Origin of the sequence: Mycobacterium sp. GA-0227b (assembly GCF_001499855.1) — a bacterium.
Taxonomy (GTDB): domain Bacteria; phylum Actinomycetota; class Actinomycetes; order Mycobacteriales; family Mycobacteriaceae; genus Mycobacterium.
Genome location: NZ_LQIK01000001.1, coordinates 444,628 through 464,248, shown reverse-complemented (window position 1 = coordinate 464,248; position 19,621 = coordinate 444,628). Strand labels below are relative to the sequence as shown.

The 19,621-nt window shown below is 67.4% G+C and carries 16 protein-coding genes; 6 read left to right on the top strand and 10 right to left on the bottom strand.

The genetic code is table 11. The features are described from left to right. Positions 1–8: 8 nt before the first annotated feature. Positions 9–857, top strand: a complete 849-nt coding sequence (locus AU185_RS02200; protein ID WP_059100666.1) for an LLM class F420-dependent oxidoreductase — start codon at positions 9–11, stop codon at positions 855–857. A gap of 555 nt (positions 858–1,412) precedes the next feature. Here AU185_RS02200 and AU185_RS02195 read toward each other — a convergent pair. The 4 genes from AU185_RS02195 to AU185_RS02180 form a co-directional block, all read right to left on the bottom strand. Next, positions 1,413–2,237 (bottom strand): polysaccharide deacetylase family protein, encoded by an 825-nt coding sequence (locus tag AU185_RS02195; RefSeq protein ID WP_082683695.1) that lies wholly within the window; start codon positions 2,235–2,237, stop codon positions 1,413–1,415. Positions 2,238–2,301: 64 nt separating this feature from the next. Further along, positions 2,302–3,768: a glutamate synthase subunit beta gene (locus AU185_RS02190; protein ID WP_059100665.1), complete on the bottom strand. Its 1,467-nt coding sequence runs from the start codon at positions 3,766–3,768 to the stop codon at positions 2,302–2,304. Next, positions 3,761–8,344 carry a glutamate synthase large subunit gene (gene gltB / locus AU185_RS02185; protein WP_059156938.1) on the bottom strand — a complete coding sequence of 1,528 codons (4,584 nt, stop codon included), beginning with the start codon at positions 8,342–8,344 and terminating at the stop codon, positions 3,761–3,763. The genes AU185_RS02190 and gltB overlap by 8 nt, the downstream gene beginning before the upstream one ends. A gap of 412 nt (positions 8,345–8,756) precedes the next feature. Then, positions 8,757–10,835: a heavy metal translocating P-type ATPase gene (locus AU185_RS02180; protein ID WP_059100663.1), complete on the bottom strand. Its 2,079-nt coding sequence runs from the start codon at positions 10,833–10,835 to the stop codon at positions 8,757–8,759. A gap of 61 nt (positions 10,836–10,896) precedes the next feature. On the opposite strand from AU185_RS02180, the gene AU185_RS02175 reads away from it, so the two are divergent. From AU185_RS02175 to aqpZ, 3 genes are all read left to right on the top strand, one after another. Further along, a complete protein-coding gene (locus AU185_RS02175; protein WP_059100662.1) occupies positions 10,897–11,712 on the top strand; it encodes a PaaI family thioesterase in 816 nt (271 codons plus the stop codon). Between the two features lie 12 nt (positions 11,713–11,724). Next, positions 11,725–13,116: a chloride channel protein gene (locus AU185_RS02170; RefSeq protein ID WP_059100661.1), complete on the top strand. Its 1,392-nt coding sequence runs from the start codon at positions 11,725–11,727 to the stop codon at positions 13,114–13,116. 103 nt (positions 13,117–13,219) lie between these two features. Beyond that, the gene (gene aqpZ / locus AU185_RS02165) at positions 13,220–14,008 is read left to right on the top strand and encodes an aquaporin Z (protein WP_059100660.1); all 789 of its coding nucleotides are present in this window, start codon (positions 13,220–13,222) and stop codon (positions 14,006–14,008) included. On the opposite strand, the gene AU185_RS02160 is transcribed toward aqpZ, so the two are convergent. From AU185_RS02160 to AU185_RS02150, 3 genes are all read right to left on the bottom strand, one after another. Beyond that, entirely contained in the window at positions 14,001–14,558 is a 558-nt protein-coding gene (locus AU185_RS02160; RefSeq protein WP_059100788.1) for a Dps family protein, read from the bottom strand. The two genes, aqpZ and AU185_RS02160, sit on opposite strands and share 8 nt — an antisense overlap. Positions 14,559–14,638: 80 nt before the next feature. Next, on the bottom strand, positions 14,639–15,550 hold the full coding sequence (locus tag AU185_RS02155) for a DNA-3-methyladenine glycosylase family protein (RefSeq protein WP_059100659.1): 912 nt from the start codon (positions 15,548–15,550) through the stop codon (positions 14,639–14,641). A 9-nt stretch (positions 15,551–15,559) separates the two neighbouring features. Continuing rightward, a complete protein-coding gene (locus tag AU185_RS02150; RefSeq protein ID WP_059100658.1) occupies positions 15,560–15,928 on the bottom strand; it encodes a DUF427 domain-containing protein in 369 nt (122 codons plus the stop codon). 82 nt (positions 15,929–16,010) lie between these two features. Between AU185_RS02150 and AU185_RS02145 the strand changes: the two genes are divergently transcribed. Then, positions 16,011–16,484, top strand: coding sequence for an SRPBCC family protein (locus AU185_RS02145; RefSeq protein WP_059100657.1), 474 nt, complete (start codon positions 16,011–16,013; stop codon positions 16,482–16,484). Positions 16,485–16,487: 3 nt separating this feature from the next. Continuing rightward, complete coding sequence (locus AU185_RS02140; protein WP_059100656.1) at positions 16,488–17,165, top strand: enoyl-CoA hydratase-related protein; 678 nt, start codon at positions 16,488–16,490, stop codon at positions 17,163–17,165. Positions 17,166–17,220: 55 nt separating this feature from the next. On the opposite strand, the gene AU185_RS02135 is transcribed toward AU185_RS02140, so the two are convergent. The 3 genes from AU185_RS02135 to AU185_RS02125 all read right to left on the bottom strand — a co-directional run bounded on the left by AU185_RS02135 (position 17,221) and on the right by AU185_RS02125 (position 19,611). After that, a complete protein-coding gene (locus AU185_RS02135; protein WP_059100655.1) occupies positions 17,221–18,039 on the bottom strand; it encodes a class I SAM-dependent methyltransferase in 819 nt (272 codons plus the stop codon). A gap of 64 nt (positions 18,040–18,103) precedes the next feature. Continuing rightward, positions 18,104–19,108, bottom strand: coding sequence for an NAD-dependent epimerase/dehydratase family protein (locus AU185_RS02130; protein ID WP_059100654.1), 1,005 nt, complete (start codon positions 19,106–19,108; stop codon positions 18,104–18,106). Next, positions 19,105–19,611: a nuclear transport factor 2 family protein gene (locus tag AU185_RS02125; RefSeq protein WP_059100653.1), complete on the bottom strand. Its 507-nt coding sequence runs from the start codon at positions 19,609–19,611 to the stop codon at positions 19,105–19,107. The genes AU185_RS02130 and AU185_RS02125 overlap by 4 nt, the downstream gene beginning before the upstream one ends. Between the last annotated feature and the right edge of the window lie 10 nt (positions 19,612–19,621).

The window sequence follows — 19,621 nt, the reverse complement described above, 5'->3', positions numbered from 1 at the left end:
TCGGCTCGGTGAGATTCGCTTTCAAGACGTCCCCGCAGAACACCACCTGGGCCGACATGCTGGCCGTCTGGCGGACGGCCGACGACATCGAGGTTTTCGAGTCCGGATGGACGTTCGACCACTTCTATCCGATCTTCTCCGACTCCACAGGGCCCTGCCTGGAGGGTTGGATCACGCTGACCGCGCTGGCGCAGGCGACCGAGCGGCTCCGAGTTGGCGTGCTGGTCACCGGCATTCACTACCGCCATCCGGCCGTGCTCGCGAACATGGCTTCGGCGTTGGACATCGTGTCCGACGGCCGCCTCGAGCTTGGCATCGGCGCGGGCTGGAACGAGGAGGAGTCGGGCGCATACGGCATCGAGCTGGGGTCCATCAAGGAACGGTTCGACCGCTTCGAGGAGGCCTGCGAAATCCTCACGAACCTGCTCAGCGAGGAGACGACGTCGTTCGACGGCAAGTTCTATCAACTCAAGGACGCCCGCAACGAGCCGAAGGGCCCGCAGCGTCCCCATCCGCCGATCTGCATCGGTGGCAGCGGCGAGAAGCGCACGCTGAGGATCACCGCCAAGTACGCCCAGCATTGGAACTTCGTCGGCGGACCGCCCGAGGAGTTCGCCCGCAAACGCGATGTTCTGGCCTCCCACTGCGCCGACATCGGCCGGGATCCCCAGGAGATCATGCTGTCGGCGCATGTTCGGCTGGACGCCGACCGCAACTACGGCAAGGTTCTCGAGGAGGCCGCGGCCCTGGGTCAGGAAGGACTGGACCTGGCGATCATCTATCTGCCGCCGCCGTATGACCCCGCGGTGCTCGAACCGCTCGCCGACGCGATCACCGCATCGGGCTTACGCGGATAGCACGCTTTCCTTACGGTCACGAAGATATAACGATTTGGCAAACGCGGAGTACTTGCCGTACCCGGCGCGGGGAAGTCGGGCGGACGCGTTCGCTAGACGCCGTAGAGACGAAGTTCGTCAGCGGTGATCAGACGTTCTGCCTTGGCCGGGAATTCGCGGCTCTTCAGGGGATGACGTAGCAGTGACCAGGCGATTCGGCTCACCCGTGACCGGGATAGCGGGTTGACATACACGGAACTGACTCCTGTGTCGAAACCGATAGCTGACCGGGGGCTCACATTACCGCAGTGCCCTCATGAAGTCATTAGACCCCCGTGCACCGGCAAACTATGCAAGGCGCGCCGATAAATAATCGGATGTTTTTAGAGTGACAGAAGTGAATAAGGAGCTCCAGGACTTCCGCTACTCGCGCCCGTTTGTGCGGTTTCCGACGCGACACGCCGGCAAAGCGTCGCCATGTTCACAATCGCGCCTGCTGGACGCTGCTGGACGAGGCTGCGCGCTGCTGCACGCTGCTGCACGCCGCGGACGCTGCCGCTGCGCCGCGCCACGGGTTCACGGCTTGAGGAACACGTCGTCCAGCGTGACTGTGCGTAGCCGTCGGGCGCGGATGATCTCGACCAGGCGGCCATACACCTCGGTGACGGGCGCGTGGTTGAGGTGGCCGATCACGATCGCCTGCGCGGTGAAATGCCGGTCAGCCATCTTGACGACTTCGTCGGCAGGGATCCACACGTGGTCCTCCAACGAGCCCGACCACGACGTGTCGACGGTGTAGCCGAGTTCGGCCGAGACCTTGTCGACGTGCGGGTTGTGTGCTCCATAGGGCGGCCGGAAGTAGGGCCGCGCATCGACTCCGTATGTCTTCCAAAGGAACTCATGGTTGCGTCGGAACTGCTCCGCAACGTCGGCCAGCGGCAGCTTGGTGAGGTCAGGATGCGACCAGGTGTGGTTGGCCAACTGGATCCGGCCGTTGTCGACCATCGGCCGCAGCAGATCGAGGTGATCGGTCCAGGACCGATAGACGCCGTTGACGAAGTACGTCAGCCGGACCCCGGTGTCCTTGGCGAACTGGGTGTAGGCCCGGACGACGTCGCTGTCGACACCATCGTCGACGGTCAGCGCCAACAGATCGCCGTCTCCGGGCAGGCTGCTCAGCACCCCGCCGCCCGGCAGGGCGATCCGCGACGACTTCGGTGGCGGCGGCAACAGGCCGGCCGGCGGTGGCTGCGACGCGGCCGCACCCGCCACGCGCGGTGGTTCGCCGGTGGCACAGCGGCTCAGACCGACGGCGCCGACCGTGGCGATGGACAACGCCGCGATGAAGTTGCGCCGGTTGAGCTGCAACCCGGCGCGGGCAGATCCGTAGCGGCCGATCACCGCCCCTACTGTCCCGCGAGCACACCGAAAAGCCGGTCATTGCCCCGCGTGTCGCGGGCAGGAGCTAACGCTGCGGGACGGCGGTCGGCGTGATCGGCGCAGGAAGAGCGGAGTGCCCCATCAGGTAGCGGTCGGCACCGGCAGCGGCGGCGCGGCCCTCGGCGATCGCCCACACGATCAGCGACTGACCCCGGCCAATGTCGCCGGCCACGAAGACGCCGGGCACCGACGAGCAGAAGTCGGCGTCGCGTGCGACGTTGCCGCGCTCGTTGATCTCCACATTCAGGTCGGTGAGCAGACCTTCGCGTTCGGGTCCGGTGAATCCCATCGCGAGCAGCACGAGGTCGACTTCCATCTCGAATTCGGTGCCGTCGACCTTCTCGAACTTGCCGGCGTTCATCTTGACCTCGTGACCGCGCAGGCCAGTCACCCGGCCGTCCTTGCCCACGAACTCCTCGGTGTTGACCGAGTAGACCCGCTCGCCACCTTCCTCGTGAGCGGAGGACACCCGGAACATCAGCGGGTAGACGGGCCACGGCGTCGAGTCGGCGCGCGTCTCCGGCGGGCGCGGCATGATCTCGAACTGATGCACGCTGGCCGCGCCCTGTCGGTGCGCGGTGCCGAGGCAGTCTGCGCCGGTGTCGCCACCGCCGATGATGATGACCTTCTTGCCCTTGGCGTGGATGGGCGGCAGGCCGTGCTCATCGGTCACCGGATCGCCGAACTGCACGCGGTTGGCCCACGGCAGGTACTCCATCGCCTGGTGGATGCCGTCCAGTTCACGGCCGGGAATCGGCAGGTCGCGACGCGCCGTCGCGCCACCGGCGAGCACCACCGCGTCGAAGTCCTTGCGCAGCTGCTGGGCGGTGATGTCGACCCCGACGTTGACGCCGGTGCGAAACTCGGTGCCCTCGGCCGCCATCTGCTCCAGACGACGGTCGATGTGGCGCTTTTCCATCTTGAATTCGGGGATGCCGTAGCGCAGCAGGCCGCCGATCCGGTCGTCGCGCTCGAACAGCGTCACGCTGTGCCCGGCGCGGGTGAGCTGCTGGGCCGCAGCCAATCCCGCAGGGCCGGAGCCGACGACGGCGACCTTCTTGCCCGTCTTGACCTCCGGCGGCCGAGGTGTCACCCATCCCTCGTCGAACGCCTTGTCGATGATCTCGACCTCGATCTGCTTGATCGTGACCGGATCCTGGTTGATGCCGAGCACGCACGAGCCCTCGCACGGGGCGGGGCAGAGCCGGCCGGTGAACTCGGGGAAGTTATTCGTCGCGTGCAGCCGCTCGATCGCGTCGCGCCAGCGGTCGTTGCGGACCAGGTCGTTCCACTCGGGGATCAGGTTACCGAGGGGACAGCCGTTGTGGCAGAACGGGATACCGCAGTCCATGCAGCGGGTCGCCTGTTCGCGCAGCGTGTCGTGGGAGAAGTCCTCGTAGACCTCTTTCCAGTCGCGCAGGCGAATCGGCACGGGCCGCCGCTGCGGCGTCTCGCGCTGGGTGTACTTGAGGAAACCGCGCGGGTCAGCCACTGGCGGCCGCCATGATCGCCTCATCGACGTCGCCGCCGCGCTGTTCGGCTTCGGCGATCGCCTCGAGCACCCGCTTGAAGTCGCGGGGCATCACCTTGGTGAAGTGCTTCACGTTGTTGTTCCAGTCGTTCAGAATGCGTGTTCCCACAGCGGAATCGGTGGCGTCCACGTGGGCCTGGATCATGGTGCCCAACCACTCGAGATCCTCCTCGTCGAGGTCTTCGAGTTCCACCATCTCGGCGTTGAGATTGCCCGGCAGTGTGCCGTCGGGATCGTAGACGTAGGCCACGCCACCCGACATGCCCGCGGCGAAGTTGCGGCCCGTCGGTCCGAGGATCGCGATCTTGCCGCCGGTCATGTACTCGCAACCGTGGTCACCCACGCCTTCGACAACGGCGTGCGCGCCGGAGTTGCGCACCGCGAACCGCTCACCGACCTGGCCGCGGATGAACGCCTGCCCGCTGGTGGCGCCGAACAGAATCACGTTGCCGGCGATGATGTTGTCCTCGGCGACGTAGTCGGCCGGCGCATTGTCCGACGGACGCACGACGATCCGCCCGCCCGACAGGCCCTTGCCGACGTAGTCGTTGGCGTCGCCGTACACCCGCAGGGTGATGCCCTTCGGCACGAAGGCGCCGAAGCTGTTACCCGCCGAGCCGTCGAACGTGATGTCGATGGTGCCGTCCGGGAGCCCCTGCCCGCCATAAGCTTTCGTCACTTCGTGACCGAGCATGGTGCCGACCGTGCGATTGACGTTGGCGATGGTGGTCGAGAATCGCACCGGCGAACCGGAATCCAGCGCTTCGCGGCACATCACGATCAGCTGCTGGTCGAGCGCCTTGTCGAGGCCATGGTCCTGGCGCGAACTGCAGTACAGATCCTGGTTCATGAACGCCGACTCGGGCTCGTGCAACACCGGCGCCAAGTCGAGCTTGTAGGCCTTCCAGTGCTCGGCGGCCTTCGTGGTGTCCAGCGCACCGACCTGGCCGACCATCTCGTTGACCGTGCGGAAGCCCAACTGCGCCATCATCTCACGCACTTCTTCGGCGATGAACATGAAGAAGTTCTCGACGAACTCCGGCTTGCCGGTGAACCGCTCGCGCAGCACCGGGTTCTGGGTCGCCACCCCCACGGGGCAGGTGTCGAGGTGGCAGACGCGCATCATGATGCAGCCCGACACCACCAGCGGTGCGGTGGCGAAGCCGAACTCCTCCGCACCCAGCAGCGCGGCGACCACGACGTCGCGGCCGGTCTTGAGCTGACCGTCGACCTGCACGACGATGCGGTCCCGAAGACCGTTGAGCAGCAACGTCTGCTGGGTCTCGGCCAAGCCGAGCTCCCACGGCGCGCCGGCGTGCTTCATCGACGTCAGCGGCGTCGCGCCGGTGCCGCCGTCGTGACCGGAGATCAGCACGACATCCGCATGTGCTTTCGAGACGCCTGCGGCCACGGTTCCCACTCCATTTTCGGAGACCAGCTTGACGTGTACCCGCGCCTGCGGATTCGCGTTCTTGAGGTCGTGGATCAGCTGCGCCAGGTCCTCGATCGAGTAGATGTCGTGGTGCGGCGGGGGCGAGATCAGCCCGACGCCGGGCGTCGAGTGCCGCACCTCGGCCACCCACGGGTACACCTTGGCGCCCGGAAGCTGGCCGCCCTCACCGGGTTTCGCGCCCTGGGCCATCTTGATCTGGATGTCGGTGCAGTTGCTCAGATAGTGGCTCGTCACGCCGAACCGGCCGGACGCGACCTGCTTGATGGCGCTGCGGCGCCAGTCACCGTTCTCGTCGCGGTCGAAGCGTTTGACGTCTTCGCCGCCCTCACCCGAATTCGACCGCCCGCCAAGGCGGTTCATTGCGATGGCCAGTGTCTCGTGGGCCTCGGCGGAGATCGAGCCGTAGCTCATCGCCCCGGTGGAGAACCGCTTGACGATCTCGCTGGCCGGTTCCACCTCGTCGAGCGGAACCGGCGAACGGACGCCGTCGCGGAACTTGAGAAGCCCACGCAGCGAGGCCATCCGCTCGCTCTGGTCATCGACAAGCTTGGTGTACTCCTTGAAGATCGAGTACTGGCCGGTCCGGGTGGAGTGCTGCAGCTTGAACACCGTGTCCGGGTTGAACAGGTGGTATTCACCCTCGCGGCGCCACTGGTACTCGCCGCCGACCTCGAGTTCGCGGTGCGCCCACTCGTCGGGGCGATCGAGATATGCCAGGGAGTGCCGGGACGCGACGTCGTCGGCGATGTCGTCGAGCTCGATGCCGCCGACCGGGCACGTCAGCCCCGTGAAGTACTCGGCGAGCACCTGCTGGCTGATGCCGATGGCCTGGAACAGCTGTGCGCCGGTGTAGGAGGCCAGCGTCGAGATGCCCATCTTCGACATCACCTTCAGCACGCCCTTGCCGGCGGCCTTGACGTAGTTGGACTTGGCCGCATCGCTGCTGATTCCGGTGATCACGCCGCGGTCGACCATGTCCTCGATCGACTCGAACGCCATGTAGGGGTTGATCGCCGCCGCGCCGAAACCGACGAGGCAGGCCATGTGGTGCACCTCGCGGGCATCGCCGGCCTCGACGACCAGGCCCACCTTCGTGCGGGTGCGTTCCCGCACCAGGTGGTGATGGACGGCCGAGACCGACAACAGCGACGGAATCGGCGCCATCTGCTCGTTGGATTCGCGGTCGGAGAGCACGATGATGCGGGCACCCTCGCGGATCGCGGTCGACACCTTGGCCCGCACGTTGTCCAGCGCCTCCTTGAGGCCCTGCCCGCCGCGGTTGACCGGATACAGACATCGAATCACCGCCGCGCGCATACCGTGCTTGTGGCCGCGGATCTCGTGGTCGGGGTCGACGCAGATCAGCTTCGACAGTTCGGCGTTGCGCAGGATCGGCTGCGGCAGCACGATCTGGCGGCACGACTCGGCGTTCGGGTTGAGCAGATCGCCCTCGGGACCGAGCGTGCCTTGCAGGCTGGTCACCACCTCTTCGCGGATGGCGTCCAGCGGCGGGTTGGTCACCTGAGCGAACAGCTGCTGGAAGTAGTCGTAGAGCATCCGCGGCCGCGTCGAGAGCACCGCGATCGGGGTGTCGGTGCCCATCGAACCGATCGGCTCGGCGCCGGTGCGCGCCATCGGCGCCACCAACAGGTTGAGCTCCTCGTAGGTGTAGCCGAAGATCTGCTGGCGCAACACCACTCGGTGATGCGGCATCCGCACGTAGTCGCCGGGCGGCAGCTCGTCGAGGTGGAACAGACCGGCGTCGAGCCACTCCCCGTACGGCTGCTCGGCGGCCAGTTCGGCCTTGATCTCCTCGTCGTCGACGATGCGGCCCTTGGAGGTGTCGACCAGGAACATGCGGCCGGGCTGCAGGCGCATCTTCTTCACGACGGTCGACGGGTCGAGGTCGAGCACTCCGGCCTCGGACGCCATCACGACCAGGCCGTCCCTGGTGACCCAGATGCGCGACGGCCGAAGGCCGTTACGGTCCAGGACGGCGCCGATCACCGTGCCGTCGGTGAACGTCATCGACGCCGGGCCGTCCCAGGGCTCCATCAACGACGCGTGGTACCGGTAGAAGGCCCGCCGGGCGGGATCCATCGTCTCGTGCCGCTCCCAGGCCTCCGGGATCATCATCAGCACGGCGTGCGGAAGGCTGCGGCCACCGAGATGCAGCAGCTCCAGCACCTCGTCGAACCGCGCGGTGTCCGACGCTCCGGGGGTACACACCGGGGTGATCTTGTCGAGATCCTGATTCGGGCCGAACACGTCCGTCTTGATCAGCGCCTCGCGCGCGCGCATCCAGTTCTCGTTGCCGGTGACGGTGTTGATCTCGCCGTTGTGGGCGATGCGCCGGAACGGATGGGCCAGCGGCCACGACGGGAACGTGTTGGTCGAGAAGCGCGAGTGCACGATGCCCAGCGCGCTGGTGAGCCGATCGTCCTGCAGGTCGAGGTAGAACGCCTTGAGCTGCGGGGTGGTCAGCATGCCCTTGTAGACGAACGTCTGGCCGGAAAGGCTTGGGAAGTAGACGGTTTCGCGTCCCGGGCCGTCCTGTCCCGGCCCCTTGGTGCCGAGCTCGTGTTCGGCCCGCTTGCGCACCACGTAGGCGCGGCGTTCCAGTTCCATGCCCGAGGCGCCCGCCAGGAACAGCTGCCGGAACGTCGGCATCGCGTCGCGGGCCAACGCGCCCAGCGGTGAATCGTCGATGGGCACCTCGCGCCAGCCGAGCACCTCGAGCCCCTCGGCCTCGGCGATCTTCTCGACGGCCTCGCAGGCGGTCGACGCATCCTTCGACGACTGCGGGAGGAACGCGATACCGGTGGCGTAGCTGCCCGGTTCGGGCAGGTCGAAGTCGACCACCGCGCGCAGGAAGTCGTCCGGGACCTGCAGCATGATGCCCGCGCCGTCGCCGGTGTTCGGTTCGGCACCCTGGGCACCACGGTGCTCCAGGTTCACCAGGGCGGTGATGGCCTTGTCGACGATGTCGCGGCTGCGGCGCCCGTGCATGTCGGCGACCATGGCCACGCCGCATGCGTCATGCTCGAACGCGGGGTCGTAGAGCCCCTGGCTGTTGGGCGCCATTCCCACCTACCCTTTTTCCGCACGTCTCACGAAGCTTCTGCCTGGCAGCCGTAGACCATGGCGTTTCGCCGGCCCCGGCTATGGAGTGCCTTCGTGCAGCATCGAACGCCGGCCTTTTCCCACTTGCCTCAAGTGAAGAAAACGATATGACAAACACCGGGTGACATGCCAACTTAGCGGCCCCTAACCATGGCTGGCCGACGGTGCAGGCGACGTTCGGTGCCCAGCCCGCCGACCAGCGAAATCCCGTGTCCCGATGGTGTTTTCGTGGGTTACCGGCGAGCACCAGCCAGGTGCGGTATACATCACATCAGGCTTCCGCCGCCGCACACGATTTGCTGTGCTGCGAGTAACGGGCGGTTGGCCTGGTGTGATGACCTCATTGGTATTTGCTGAAAGCCTAGTCAGATTCTTAAGAAACCGCTTTCAGGCTGGCTTCGGGGTCGAGGTCGAGCCGACGTAGCAATTGCGCGTTCAGCGCCACCACCACGGTCGAAGCCGACATCAAGATCGCACCGACCGACATCGGCAGCACGAAGCCGACCGGCGCCAGCACGCCCGCGGCAAGCGGCACCGACACAATGTTGTAACCCGCTGCCCACCAAAGGTTTTGCTTCATCTTTCGATACGACGCCCGCGACAACAGGATGACCGACAACACCGAGCGCGGATCCGAGCCGGCCAGGATCACGCCGGCCGAGGCGATCGCCACGTCGGTACCCGCACCGATCGCAATGCCGACGTCGGCCTGCGCGAGGGCGGGGGCGTCGTTGACGCCGTCTCCAACCATCGCCACCTTTCGGCCTTCGTCCTGCAGTTCGGCGACCTTCGCCGCCTTGTCCTCGGGGCGGACACCGGCAAACACCCGCTCGATGCCCAGTTCAGCGGCTACCGCTCGCGCGACCGGCTCCGCGTCGCCGGTGATCATCACCACTTCGACACCCAGTTTGCGCAGCGCCGTGACCGTCTGCCGGGACTCCGGCCGCACCTCGTCGGCGAGCTTCACCGCGCCGACGACCTCGCCGTCGGCCACGACATGCAGGACGATCGCGCCCTCGTCGCGCCACTGCGATGTTTCGGGCAGCTCGGCCAGACCCGCCTCCGCCAGCATTCGCGGTCCACCGACCTGCACGGTTCGCCCGTCGACCGTGGCCGTGACGCCGACCGCGGGTGAGGAGCTGAACTCTGTCGCCGACGCCAGCGTGAGATTGCGGTGACGCGCGGCCGCGACGATCGCGCGCGCCAGCGGATGCTCGGAGTCCGCTTCGGCGGCCGCGGCCAGCCCCAGCACATCGTCGGCGGCATCGGCATGCACCGTTGCGACCGCGGTGACCGTCGGTTCTCCCCTGGTCAGCGTGCCGGTCTTGTCGAAGAGTACGGCGTCGACGGTCCGCATGCTCTCCAGCGCGAGCCGGTCCTTGACCAGCACGCCCCCACGCGCGGCGCGTTCGGTGGCGATGGACACCACCAGCGGGATCGCCAGGCCAAGCGCGTGCGGGCAGGCGATCACGAGCACGGTGATGGTCCGCACGACCGCTTCGTCGGGCATTCCGAGGAACGACCACACCACCGCGGTGACGACCGCCGCGGACAGCGCGAACCAGAACAGCCAGCCGGCCGCCTTGTCCGCCAGCCGCTGCGCCCGGGACGACGAGTTCTGCGCCTCGGCGACCAACCGCTGGATACCGGCGAGCGTGGTGTCGTCGCCGACCGCGCTGACCTTCACCCGCAACGCCGAATCGGTGGCGACGGTGCCGGCGACGACGTGGTCGCCCACGGCCCGCCGGACCGGGCGCGATTCGCCGGTGACCATCGACTCGTCGACGTCCGCGGCACCGTCGACGATGTCGCCGTCGGCCGGCACGTTGCCGCCCGGCCGGACCAGCACGACGTCGCCGAGTTTCAGCTCGGCCGGCGTGACCGTCTCCGTGCCGCCGTCGACGATCCGTTCGGCCTCGTCGGGCAGCAGCGCGGCCAGGGAATCCAGCGCGGAGGTGGTCTGCGCGAGCGAGCGCATCTCGATCCAGTGACCGAGCAACATGATCACGATCAGCAGGGCCAGCTCCCACCAGAAATCGAGCTGGTGGTGCAGCACGCCGAGGCTCGCACCCCACGACGACAGGAACGCCACGGTGATCGCCAAACCGATCAGCAGCATCATCCCCGGTGCGCGGGAACGGATCTCACTGATCGCACCGGACAGGAAGGGGCGTCCTCCCCAGACGTACATCACGGTGCCCAGCACCGGCGACACCCACGTGATTCCGGGAATGTCGGGGATGGAGTAGCCGACGATCATCGCGAACATGCCGGACAGCGCGACGGTCGGAACCGCGAGCACCAGCATGCTCCAGAACAATCGCCGGAACACTGCGACGTGCCCAGCGTGCCCGGCGTGGTCGCCGTGACCGGCGTGGTGGCCGTGGCCGTGTTCGGTGTGCCCGGCCGTCGCAGTATCTGGCTGGTGTTGGCCGTGATCGACGTGCGTCATGCCGCCATCGTATACCCCCTAGGGGTATAAAGCCACCGCCGATCGGCGACGCTGGATCCCGATGTCACACCCTCTGAACACTCCCCTGGGCCGGTTCGGCATCGTGACGTCGCGCGACGCGGCCCACGAGTGTGTGGCCTCGATTCCGGTCGGCGCGATGGTGAACCCACTGAACGGCGCCCCGACCATCGCACCGCTGGCGATGCTGGTCGATCACGCCTGCGGCCTCGTCAACCACCGGCGACGCGCCGCCGACGAGTGGACGGTATCCAGCGAGCTCTCGCTGGAGGCCGACCCCGACGCCGCTGACATCGTCGCGACCGCACCGGAAATTCCGGTGATGGCGACGGCGCAGCCGTTCGGCAGGAAGAGCAACGTGGTGTTGGCGACATGCGCGCTCGCGCACCGCGACACCGTGCTGGCCACCGCCACGGTTCGTTCGTTCTACATCCGCTCGCCCGACAACCTCGCACCGTTTCCCGACGGGCCGACCGGACCACTGCCGGCGGGCACGCTGGCCGACCGGATGGCGGTGCGGGTCGCCGAGAGCGGCGGGGCGGGTCCGGTTCTGCTGCAGGACGAAGACCCCGTGCTGAACAACTCGATCGGCGTCGTGCACGGCGGCGTGTCGGCCATGGCGCTGGAACTGGTGGCATCGGCGGCACTCAACACCGACCGCCTCGACCGGCCGCTACGGACGTCGTCGCTGCACGTCAATTTTTTGCGGCCGTTCCATAGTGGTACCGAATCCCGTTATGTCGGAACGGCTTTGCGTATCGGACGCAGTATGGGCGTGAGCGAGGCGAAAGCCGTCGAGCCGGGTGGCGAAGCGGCGATCATCGCGAGACTGACCGCGTACCGCGCAGGATCGCACTAGCATCTGGAGACCATGCCCGAGACCCGCGAATCCGGCGGCGGTCTGGGCGGATTCATTCGTCGCTCCGGGTACATCCGGAAGTGGGTGATCCTCGGGATCGCGATCGGCGTCATCGCCGGGCTCGGCGCGGTGGTGTTCTATCTGGCGCTGGACTATGCGGGCCGCTTGCTGCTCGGTGAACTCGCCGGCTATCGCATTCCCGAACCAGTCGGCGACGGCGGCGATCCGGGCTCGGCCGACTTCGACCGACCGTGGGCGATCCCGCTGGTGGCGTGCGGCGGCGCGCTCGTATCGGCGTGGCTGGTATCGAAATTCGCCCCGGAGGCCGAGGGGCACGGCACCGACAGCGCGATCGAGGCGGTGCACACCGATCCCCGCGCCATCCGCGGTCGGGCCATCGTGGTCAAGACCATCGCCAGCGCGTTGACCATCGGTTCGGGCGGCTCGGGCGGTCGCGAGGGTCCCGCGGCGCAGATCTCGGCGGGCTTCGGGTCCATGCTCACGCGCTCGCTGGACCTCTCCGACGAGGACGGGCGCATCGCGGTGTCGCTCGGCATCGGCTCGGGTATCGGGGCCATTTTCGGGGCGCCGCTGGGCGGCGCAGTCCTGGCCGCCTCGATCGTGTACCGGCGGGACTTCGACTACAAGGCGCTCATCCCCGGCTTCATCACCTCGGCCACCGCCTACGCCGTGCTCGGATCGATCCTGGGGTTCGACCCGCTGTTCGGGTTCGTCGCCGCCGACTACAGGTTCGACCACCCGCTGGACCTGAGCTGGTTCGTCGTGCTCGGCATCGTCGCCGCCGGCGTCGGATACCTCTACGCCCGCATCTTTTACGGCACGGTCGCGCTGACGAAGCGCCTGCCCGGCCACACGGTGCTCAAACCCGCGCTGGGCGGGCTGGCCGTCGGACTGCTGGCGCTCGTCATCCCGCAGATCCTGGCCAGCGGCTACGGCTGGGCGCAAAAGGCCACCGCCACTGATACTTTGATGGCCATCCCGCTGTGGATCGTTCTGGTTCTGCCGCTGGCGAAGATCGTCGCGACATCGCTGTCGATCGGCACGGGCGGGTCCGGCGGCATCTTCGGACCGGGTGTCGTGATCGGCGCGTTCGTCGGTGCTGCGGTGTGGCGCCTCGGCGACCTCGTGCAGGCACCAGGCATTCCCGACACTCCAGCCGTCTTCGTCGTCGTCGGCATGATGGCCTGCTTCGGCAGCGTCGCCCATGCGCCCCTGGCCGTGATGATCATGGTGGCGGAGATGACCGGGTCCTTCTCGGTGATCCCGTGCGCGATGGCGGCGGTCGGAATCGCCTATCTGCTGATATCGCGCACCGACGTGTCGATCTACCAGGCGCAGCGCCTCGACCGCGAAACCGAGCAGGCGCAGCAACGCGCCGACTGACACCGGTCACGGCAGGGTCGCGATCGGATGGTGACCGTCTCTGTCGCGCCACGATTCGGCCACGAACGTTCGCAACGGTTGCCACACATGTGACCCTCACCGTATGGACGCCCCCACGATGCTGCACCGATTGGCAGCGGAATTCATCGGAACGTTCTGGTTGGTCCTCGGCGGTTGCGGCAGTGCGGTGTTCGCCGCGAAGTTCGTCGACGCTGATGGAACCTCGCTGGGCATCGGATTCCTCGGTGTCGCATTGGCATTCGGCCTCACGGTGCTCACCGGCGTGTACGCGTTCGGCACCATCTCCGGCGGCCACTTCAATCCCGCCGTCACCCTCGGCGCGGCACTGGCCCGGCGGGTCGAGTGGAAAGCGCTGGCGCCCTACTGGATCACCCAGGTGATCGGCGGGGTCGCTGCGGGCTTGATCATCTATGTCATCGCCAAGGGCCAGCCAGGTTGGACCGCAACGGGAAACATGGCGGCCAACGGCTACGGCGCCCACTCGCCCGGCGGTTATTCGCTGTGGGCGGTGCTGATCACCGAGGTGGTGCTGACCGGTCTGTTCATGTTGGTGATCCTCGGCTCGACCGACGACCGCGCGCCGAAGGGCTTCGCCGGCTTGTCGATCGGGTTGACCCTGACGCTGATCCACCTCATCTCGATCCCGATCTCCAACACGTCGGTCAACCCGGCACGCTCGACCGGGGTCGCGTTCTTCAACGGCGACGGCGCACCCGCGCAGTTGTGGGCGTTCTGGCTCGCACCGTTGGTCGGCGCAGCACTCGCGGGCGTCGCCTACCCGTACCTGTTCGGCCGTAGAGAGGAGCTGGCCGACCGGCCGGTGCGAGACGATGCCCTCGGGGATGCCCTCGGGGATTCGCCGGCTACTTGACCGGCGACTTCTTCTTGGCCTGGCTGGCGGCGCCCTTCTCCGTCGAAGCGCCCTTGTTGGCCAGCTGACCGCCGGAGCTCTCCAGATGCGCTCGCACGAACCACTGGAACTTCTCCAGCTCGGCGGCGTGGCCGATCAGCATGTCCTGGGTGACCGGGTCCGGCTCGTCGGTCTCCTCGATGTTTCGGCGGGTGTCCTCGATGACGCCGTCGTAGACCAGATCGAGCGCCGCGAGGTGGGCCTGCACAGTGTCGCGCTCGATGGAGTAGTCGTCCCAGGACCGGTCCTCGATGATCGCGCCCGGGGTGCCCTTCGGCGCGAAACCGAGGGTGGCAATGCGCTCGGCGACCTCGTCGGCGTAGCCGCGCACCAGGTCCACCTGCGGGTCGATCATCTCGTGCACGCCGATGAAGTTCGGCCCCACCACATTCCAGTGAATGTGCTTGAGGGTCAAATGCAGGTCGTTGTATCGGCTCAACTGCTTCTGCAGGAGTTCGGCGACCTGGGTGGCCTGCTTGTCGGTCATGCCGGGGACGGTGTACTCAGACATCAAAAGCTCCTTCGCACGCATAAGGTGTCGACCGTCGGTCTACCCGCTGCCGCTGGGCGGTAATCACGCCGCTGCGCACGTCACATATCGACGAGGTTCGGTATCGCCATGCGTGGCCCGAACCGCGGCAGGACCGCCAGCCCGCTGACTTCCAACAGCCGCACCGCGCGGTGGCGGTGCGGTCGAAGCGGCTCGAGCAGCTCGACCATCGCGGCGTCGTCGATGGGGTGACCCAGCAGGGTCCAGCCGACCATCTTCGCCAGGTGGTAGTCGCCGACCGACAGCGCATCGGCGTCACCGAATGCACGCTGCGCCGTCTCCGCCGCGGTCCACTCACCGACCCCGGGCAGCGACGCCATCGCGGCTCGGGCCCGCGCGGGTGAGCGGGCGCCGAGTCGTTCCAGCGAGTCCGCGCGCTGCGCGCATCCGACGACCGTGCGGGCGCGGCGCGGGTCGACGTTGGCCCGGTGGAACTCCCACGACGGGATCCGGCGCCAGATCTCGCCGGGCGGCGGAACGCGCATGTGTGCGGGCGCCGGGCCGGGCGCCGGCGCGCCGTACTTCGTCACCAGAAGGCGCCAGGCGCGGCGAGCGTCTTTGCCGTAGACCCGCTGTTCGAGCACGGCGGGAATGAGCGCTTCGAGGACCCGGTCGGTCCGGCCCAGCCGCAGATGGCGCACTCGACGCTGGGCCGCGGCGATCGTCGGGTCGCCGGGTCGGAAGCCGAGGCTGTCGTCGTACCCGCCGAGTTGAGCCGGCAGTGCCTCGACGAATTCGGCGGCGCCGGCGCCCCAGGCTTCGCAGTCGACGGCGCCGGGTGCCGATTTCGTGATGCGCGCTGTCACCGGGCCGCTGCGCATGAGGCTGGTCCGCCAGATCGCGCCGTCGGGTGCGTCGAAGTAGCAGGGGTCCTTACGGCCGCGACGCAGCGGCGCCAGCGTCAATCCGGGGCTGGCCGGTCCGTCGAAGACGACGCTGGCCGAGGTGTGCACCGACCAAGGCTATGTGACGACGACGTCGGCCTTGTCCGGATAGAACGCGACGTGGCCGGCGATCGGTGCGACGGCGGGATACGGCTTCTCGTAGGTCCACACGGCGTCTTCGACGGTCGCGCCGCCTTCGGTGACGACGTGGTAGTAGCCGGCGTCGCCCTTGAAGGGACAGTAGGTTTCGGTGTCGCTGGGCCGGAGCCGGTCGGCGACGACGTCGTCGCGCGGAATGTAGTAGACCGCCGGGTAGGTGGACTCCTGCAGCTTCACGGCGCGATCGGTTTCGGCGACGACCTCGCCGGCCACCCGCACGGTGACGTGTCTGCCGGTCGGCTCGACGGTGATCGGGTGCGAGGCGCTGGGCTTGAGGACAGGTCTCATGTGATTGCCAACGCGCGAACCACCGCTGAGGATTCCTGATTTGTCGTACTACGTTCTGACCGGTCCGCCCTAGGATCGGCGCATGAGCGAAACAGGTCCGGCCACCGCACAGGCAGAAGTCACCATCGACGCCGACCCCGACACGGTGTACCGGTTGATCACCGACCTACCGACGCTGGCATCGCTGGCCGAGGAGGCGCATGCGATGGAGTGGCGCAAGGGCGATGCGGCGCGGCCGGGTGCGGTGTTTCGGGGCCATAACCGCAACGGGTCACGCACCTGGACCACCACCTGCACCGTCACCGCCGCCGAACCCGGCAGGGCCTTCGCGTTCGATGTGCGCAGTGCGGTGATTCCGGTCGCACACTGGCGCTATGACATCACCGCGACCGACGGCGGATGCGCGGTGACCGAGCGGACGTGGGATCGGCGGCCCGGCTGGTTTCGGGTGCCGGCCGGTTGGGCCACCGGCGTGAAAGACCGCGAAGCCGCCAACGCCGAGCACATCCGCCGGACGCTGCAGCGGTTGAAGGAAAAAGCCGAGGGATCGCGGTAGCCGATGGCCGATCTGCACAAACGCGGCGCGGTGTTCGTACTGACCCTCGGTGCCGACGAGAACCGCTTCCACCCGGACAGGTTGGCGGCGATCAATTCGGCTCTCGACGAGGTGGAGGCCACCGACGGACCGAAGGCCGTGGTCACGACGGGCGAGGGCAAGTTCTACTCCAACGGGCTCGACCTGGACTTCATGGCGGCCAATCCGGATGCCGCAGAAGCGAATCTGGCCGACGTGCATGCCCTGTTCGCCCGCGTGCTGGCCTTCCCGGCACCGATCGTCGCAGCGGTGCAGGGCCACGCGTTCGCCGCGGGAGCGATGCTGGCGCTGGCTCACGACCTGATCGTCATGCGCGCCGACCGCGGCTACTTCTGCCTACCGGAGGTCGACCTCTGCCTACCGGAGGTCGACCTCGGCATCCCGTTCACCGCGGGGATGAACGCGCTCATCCGGTCCCGGCTGCCGATCGCCACCGCGCACGAGGCGATGACGACCGCGCGACGCTACGGCGGTGATGACGCGCTCGCGGCGGGGATCGTCGCGCAGACCGCGGGTGAGGCGGACGTGGTCGACGCGGCGGTCGACCGGGCGCAGGCATTGGCCGCGAAGGCCGGCGCGGTGTTCGGCACGATCAAGGCGCGGCTGTACGCCGAGGTGATCGCCGAACTCAACGTTCGCTAGCCGCCGAGACTGAGCTTGTGCTCGCGAATCCGATCTTCAGTTTCGACCGCAACGCTCAGAACGCGTAGCGGTGATACTGCGCCATGTAACGCAGCGACGGCAGCAACGACATCGCCCGACCCAACGCCCGGTAATACCACGCGACTGCACGGAACGACGGCGGGTCGAACGGCGACATCCAGGCCAGCAACCGGACGCCGGGCACCGCCTCGATGATGTCGTCGGGACCGTCGATACCCCAGTACAGCGTCGCGCCTGCGCGCCGCACCACCGCGTTCATCCACTGCGACCGGATGCCGAGTCGGTTGAATGCGTCGAAATGCAGTTCGCCGGACGGGAAACCGTCGACGATGCGCCGCAGCAGCGCAACGCCGTCCGCCTCGGTCAGGTACATGGTCAGGCCCTCGCCGATCATCAAAGCCGGTCGGTCGGAGGGTATTTCGGTCAGCCACGCCGGATCGGTGACCGATGCGGCGATGACGCGGTAGTGCTCACGCTCGGGGTAGAGCTGCTTACGCAGATCGGCGACGTCGGGATAGTCGATGTCAAACCAGTCGACGCCCGGCCCGGGATCCACTCGGAACGCGCGCGCATCCAGCCCACATCCCAGATGCAGCACGACGGCTTCGGGATGCACCGCCAGGAATTGGCGCGCCCACGTGTCGAAGTGGGCGCTGCGAGTGGTCACCGACGCTGAATTGGCCGCGGTGATCGATGTCTTCGACCAGTCGTAGTCGATCCGGTCCACGATGTCCTTGGCGAACCGGTCACCGAGGATGGGCGCGGGTAGATCGGCATCGAGCGCCTTGGCGTAGAAGGTCGCCAGCATGGTCTGCGGCGCACCGGACAGATCGACATGCAGTTTGTCGGGCATCTCTGCGACGCTAGTCGCGATCGAATCGACAACGCCAGCAGTTGAACACGCGTCGGCGCGCCGTTCAGCCGGCCTTGCTCTTGCGTCGCGCGTCCCGCAGGGTGGCCCAGAACCGTGCCGCCTCCCGGATCGACTCTTCGACCGGCCTTGGCTCCCAGCCGAGTTCGCGTCTGGCCTTGCTGCAGTCCACCGGCGCCTCGGCACGCATCAGCCGCAGCGACTCCAGCGACAGCTTCTCGTCGGTGCCGGTCAGCCGCGACTTCACGGTGCCCATCGTGGCCATCGCGTACGAGACCGGCAGCGGGATCGACTTCGTCGGCGCCGGCATCCCCGCCGCCTCGGCCGCGATGCGGACGACCTCGGCATTGGTGATCATCTTCTCCGAGATCAGGTAACGCTCGCCGACACGGCCGCGTTCGGCGGCCAGGATCATGGCGCGCGCGGCGTCGTCGACGCCGACGGCCTCGAGCTCGATGCCGCCCATCACGAACGGCAGCTTGCCGAACGCCGCTCCGGCGATGATCGCGCCGTGCGGGGTACGGCCCCAGTCGCCGCTGCCGTAGGTCGTCGATACGCACATCGCCACAGCGGGCAGGCCGTGTTCACGCGCGTACCGCAACACCAGCGTCTCGGCCTGGACGCGCGACCGCACGTACGGTGTCAGCCCCTTGTCGACGATCGTGTCGTCCTCAGTGGCCACATGCCCGCGCCGGCGTCCGACCGTCACGTAGCTGCTCGTGTAGACGAACCGGTGCAGGTTCATGTCCTTCGCGATCTCGAGCACATTGCGGGTGCCGTCGACGTTGGTGTGAAACAGCGGGGCGGGGTCCGTGAGCCAGCCGCGGGTGTCGACGACGCAGTAGTACACGTCGTCGACTCCGGTCATGGCGGCGCGCAACGTGTCGTCGTCCCAGATGTCGCCGTGGAACCGTGCCACGGACAAATCGTCGATGCCCGTCGTGTTCGCGTTCGGCCGGACCATGACGCGGACGTCGTGCCCGTCGCCGACCAACTGCCTGGTGACGTGCGAGCCGAGGAAACCGTTGGCCCCGATGACCAGCTTGCTCACCGGCCGCCTCCGTACTGGCGCATCCAACTCGCCGCCTCGTCGGGCAGCGTGCCCAGTTCGGCGGCCTTGTTACACCATTTGACCGTCGCCTTGACGAACCGCAGGGGGTTGTAGACGTCCTCCTGCCGACGCCACAGCCCGTCGCCTGCGTAGGTGAGGATCGAGAGGTTGGTGGCGCTGATGATGGTGCCGTCGCCGGGATCGCGCATCGGGTTGTCGAGCTCGCAGATGACTCGGCCGGTCGGCTCGTCGAAGACCGCCCACAGTGACGGGAACGACGTCATGTAGCTGCCGGGGAACGTCTCCATGGTCTTCCAGATCCAGGCCCGAACCTCCTCGCGGCCGCGCATGGTGCCCGCCGCGTGCTCGACGTAGACGACGTCGGGGGTGTACTGCTCAACCCAGGGATCCCAGTCTCTCGTCTGGGCGGCGCGGTCGACCGTGGCCTCGAACTTCTCGAACGCCGCGGCGAGTTCGTCACGGCTGAAGGTGCTGCTCGTCACAACCAGAACT

Excerpts from the sequence above, each read along its gene's own strand:
- gltB (WP_059156938.1), bottom strand. The coding sequence starts at position 8,344 with ATGGCGCCCAACAGCCAGGGGCTCTACGACCCCGCGTTCGAGCATGAC.
- AU185_RS02180 (WP_059100663.1), bottom strand. The coding sequence starts at position 10,835 with ATGACGCACGTCGATCACGGCCAACACCAGCCAGATACTGCGACGGCC.
- AU185_RS02175 (WP_059100662.1), top strand. The coding sequence starts at position 10,897 with ATGTCACACCCTCTGAACACTCCCCTGGGCCGGTTCGGCATCGTGACG.
- AU185_RS02170 (WP_059100661.1), top strand. The coding sequence starts at position 11,725 with ATGCCCGAGACCCGCGAATCCGGCGGCGGTCTGGGCGGATTCATTCGT.
- aqpZ (WP_059100660.1), top strand. The coding sequence starts at position 13,220 with ATGGACGCCCCCACGATGCTGCACCGATTGGCAGCGGAATTCATCGGA.
- AU185_RS02160 (WP_059100788.1), bottom strand. The coding sequence starts at position 14,558 with ATGTCTGAGTACACCGTCCCCGGCATGACCGACAAGCAGGCCACCCAG.
- AU185_RS02150 (WP_059100658.1), bottom strand. The coding sequence starts at position 15,928 with ATGAGACCTGTCCTCAAGCCCAGCGCCTCGCACCCGATCACCGTCGAG.
- AU185_RS02145 (WP_059100657.1), top strand. The coding sequence starts at position 16,011 with ATGAGCGAAACAGGTCCGGCCACCGCACAGGCAGAAGTCACCATCGAC.
- AU185_RS02140 (WP_059100656.1), top strand. The coding sequence starts at position 16,488 with ATGGCCGATCTGCACAAACGCGGCGCGGTGTTCGTACTGACCCTCGGT.
- AU185_RS02135 (WP_059100655.1), bottom strand. The coding sequence starts at position 18,039 with ATGCCCGACAAACTGCATGTCGATCTGTCCGGTGCGCCGCAGACCATG.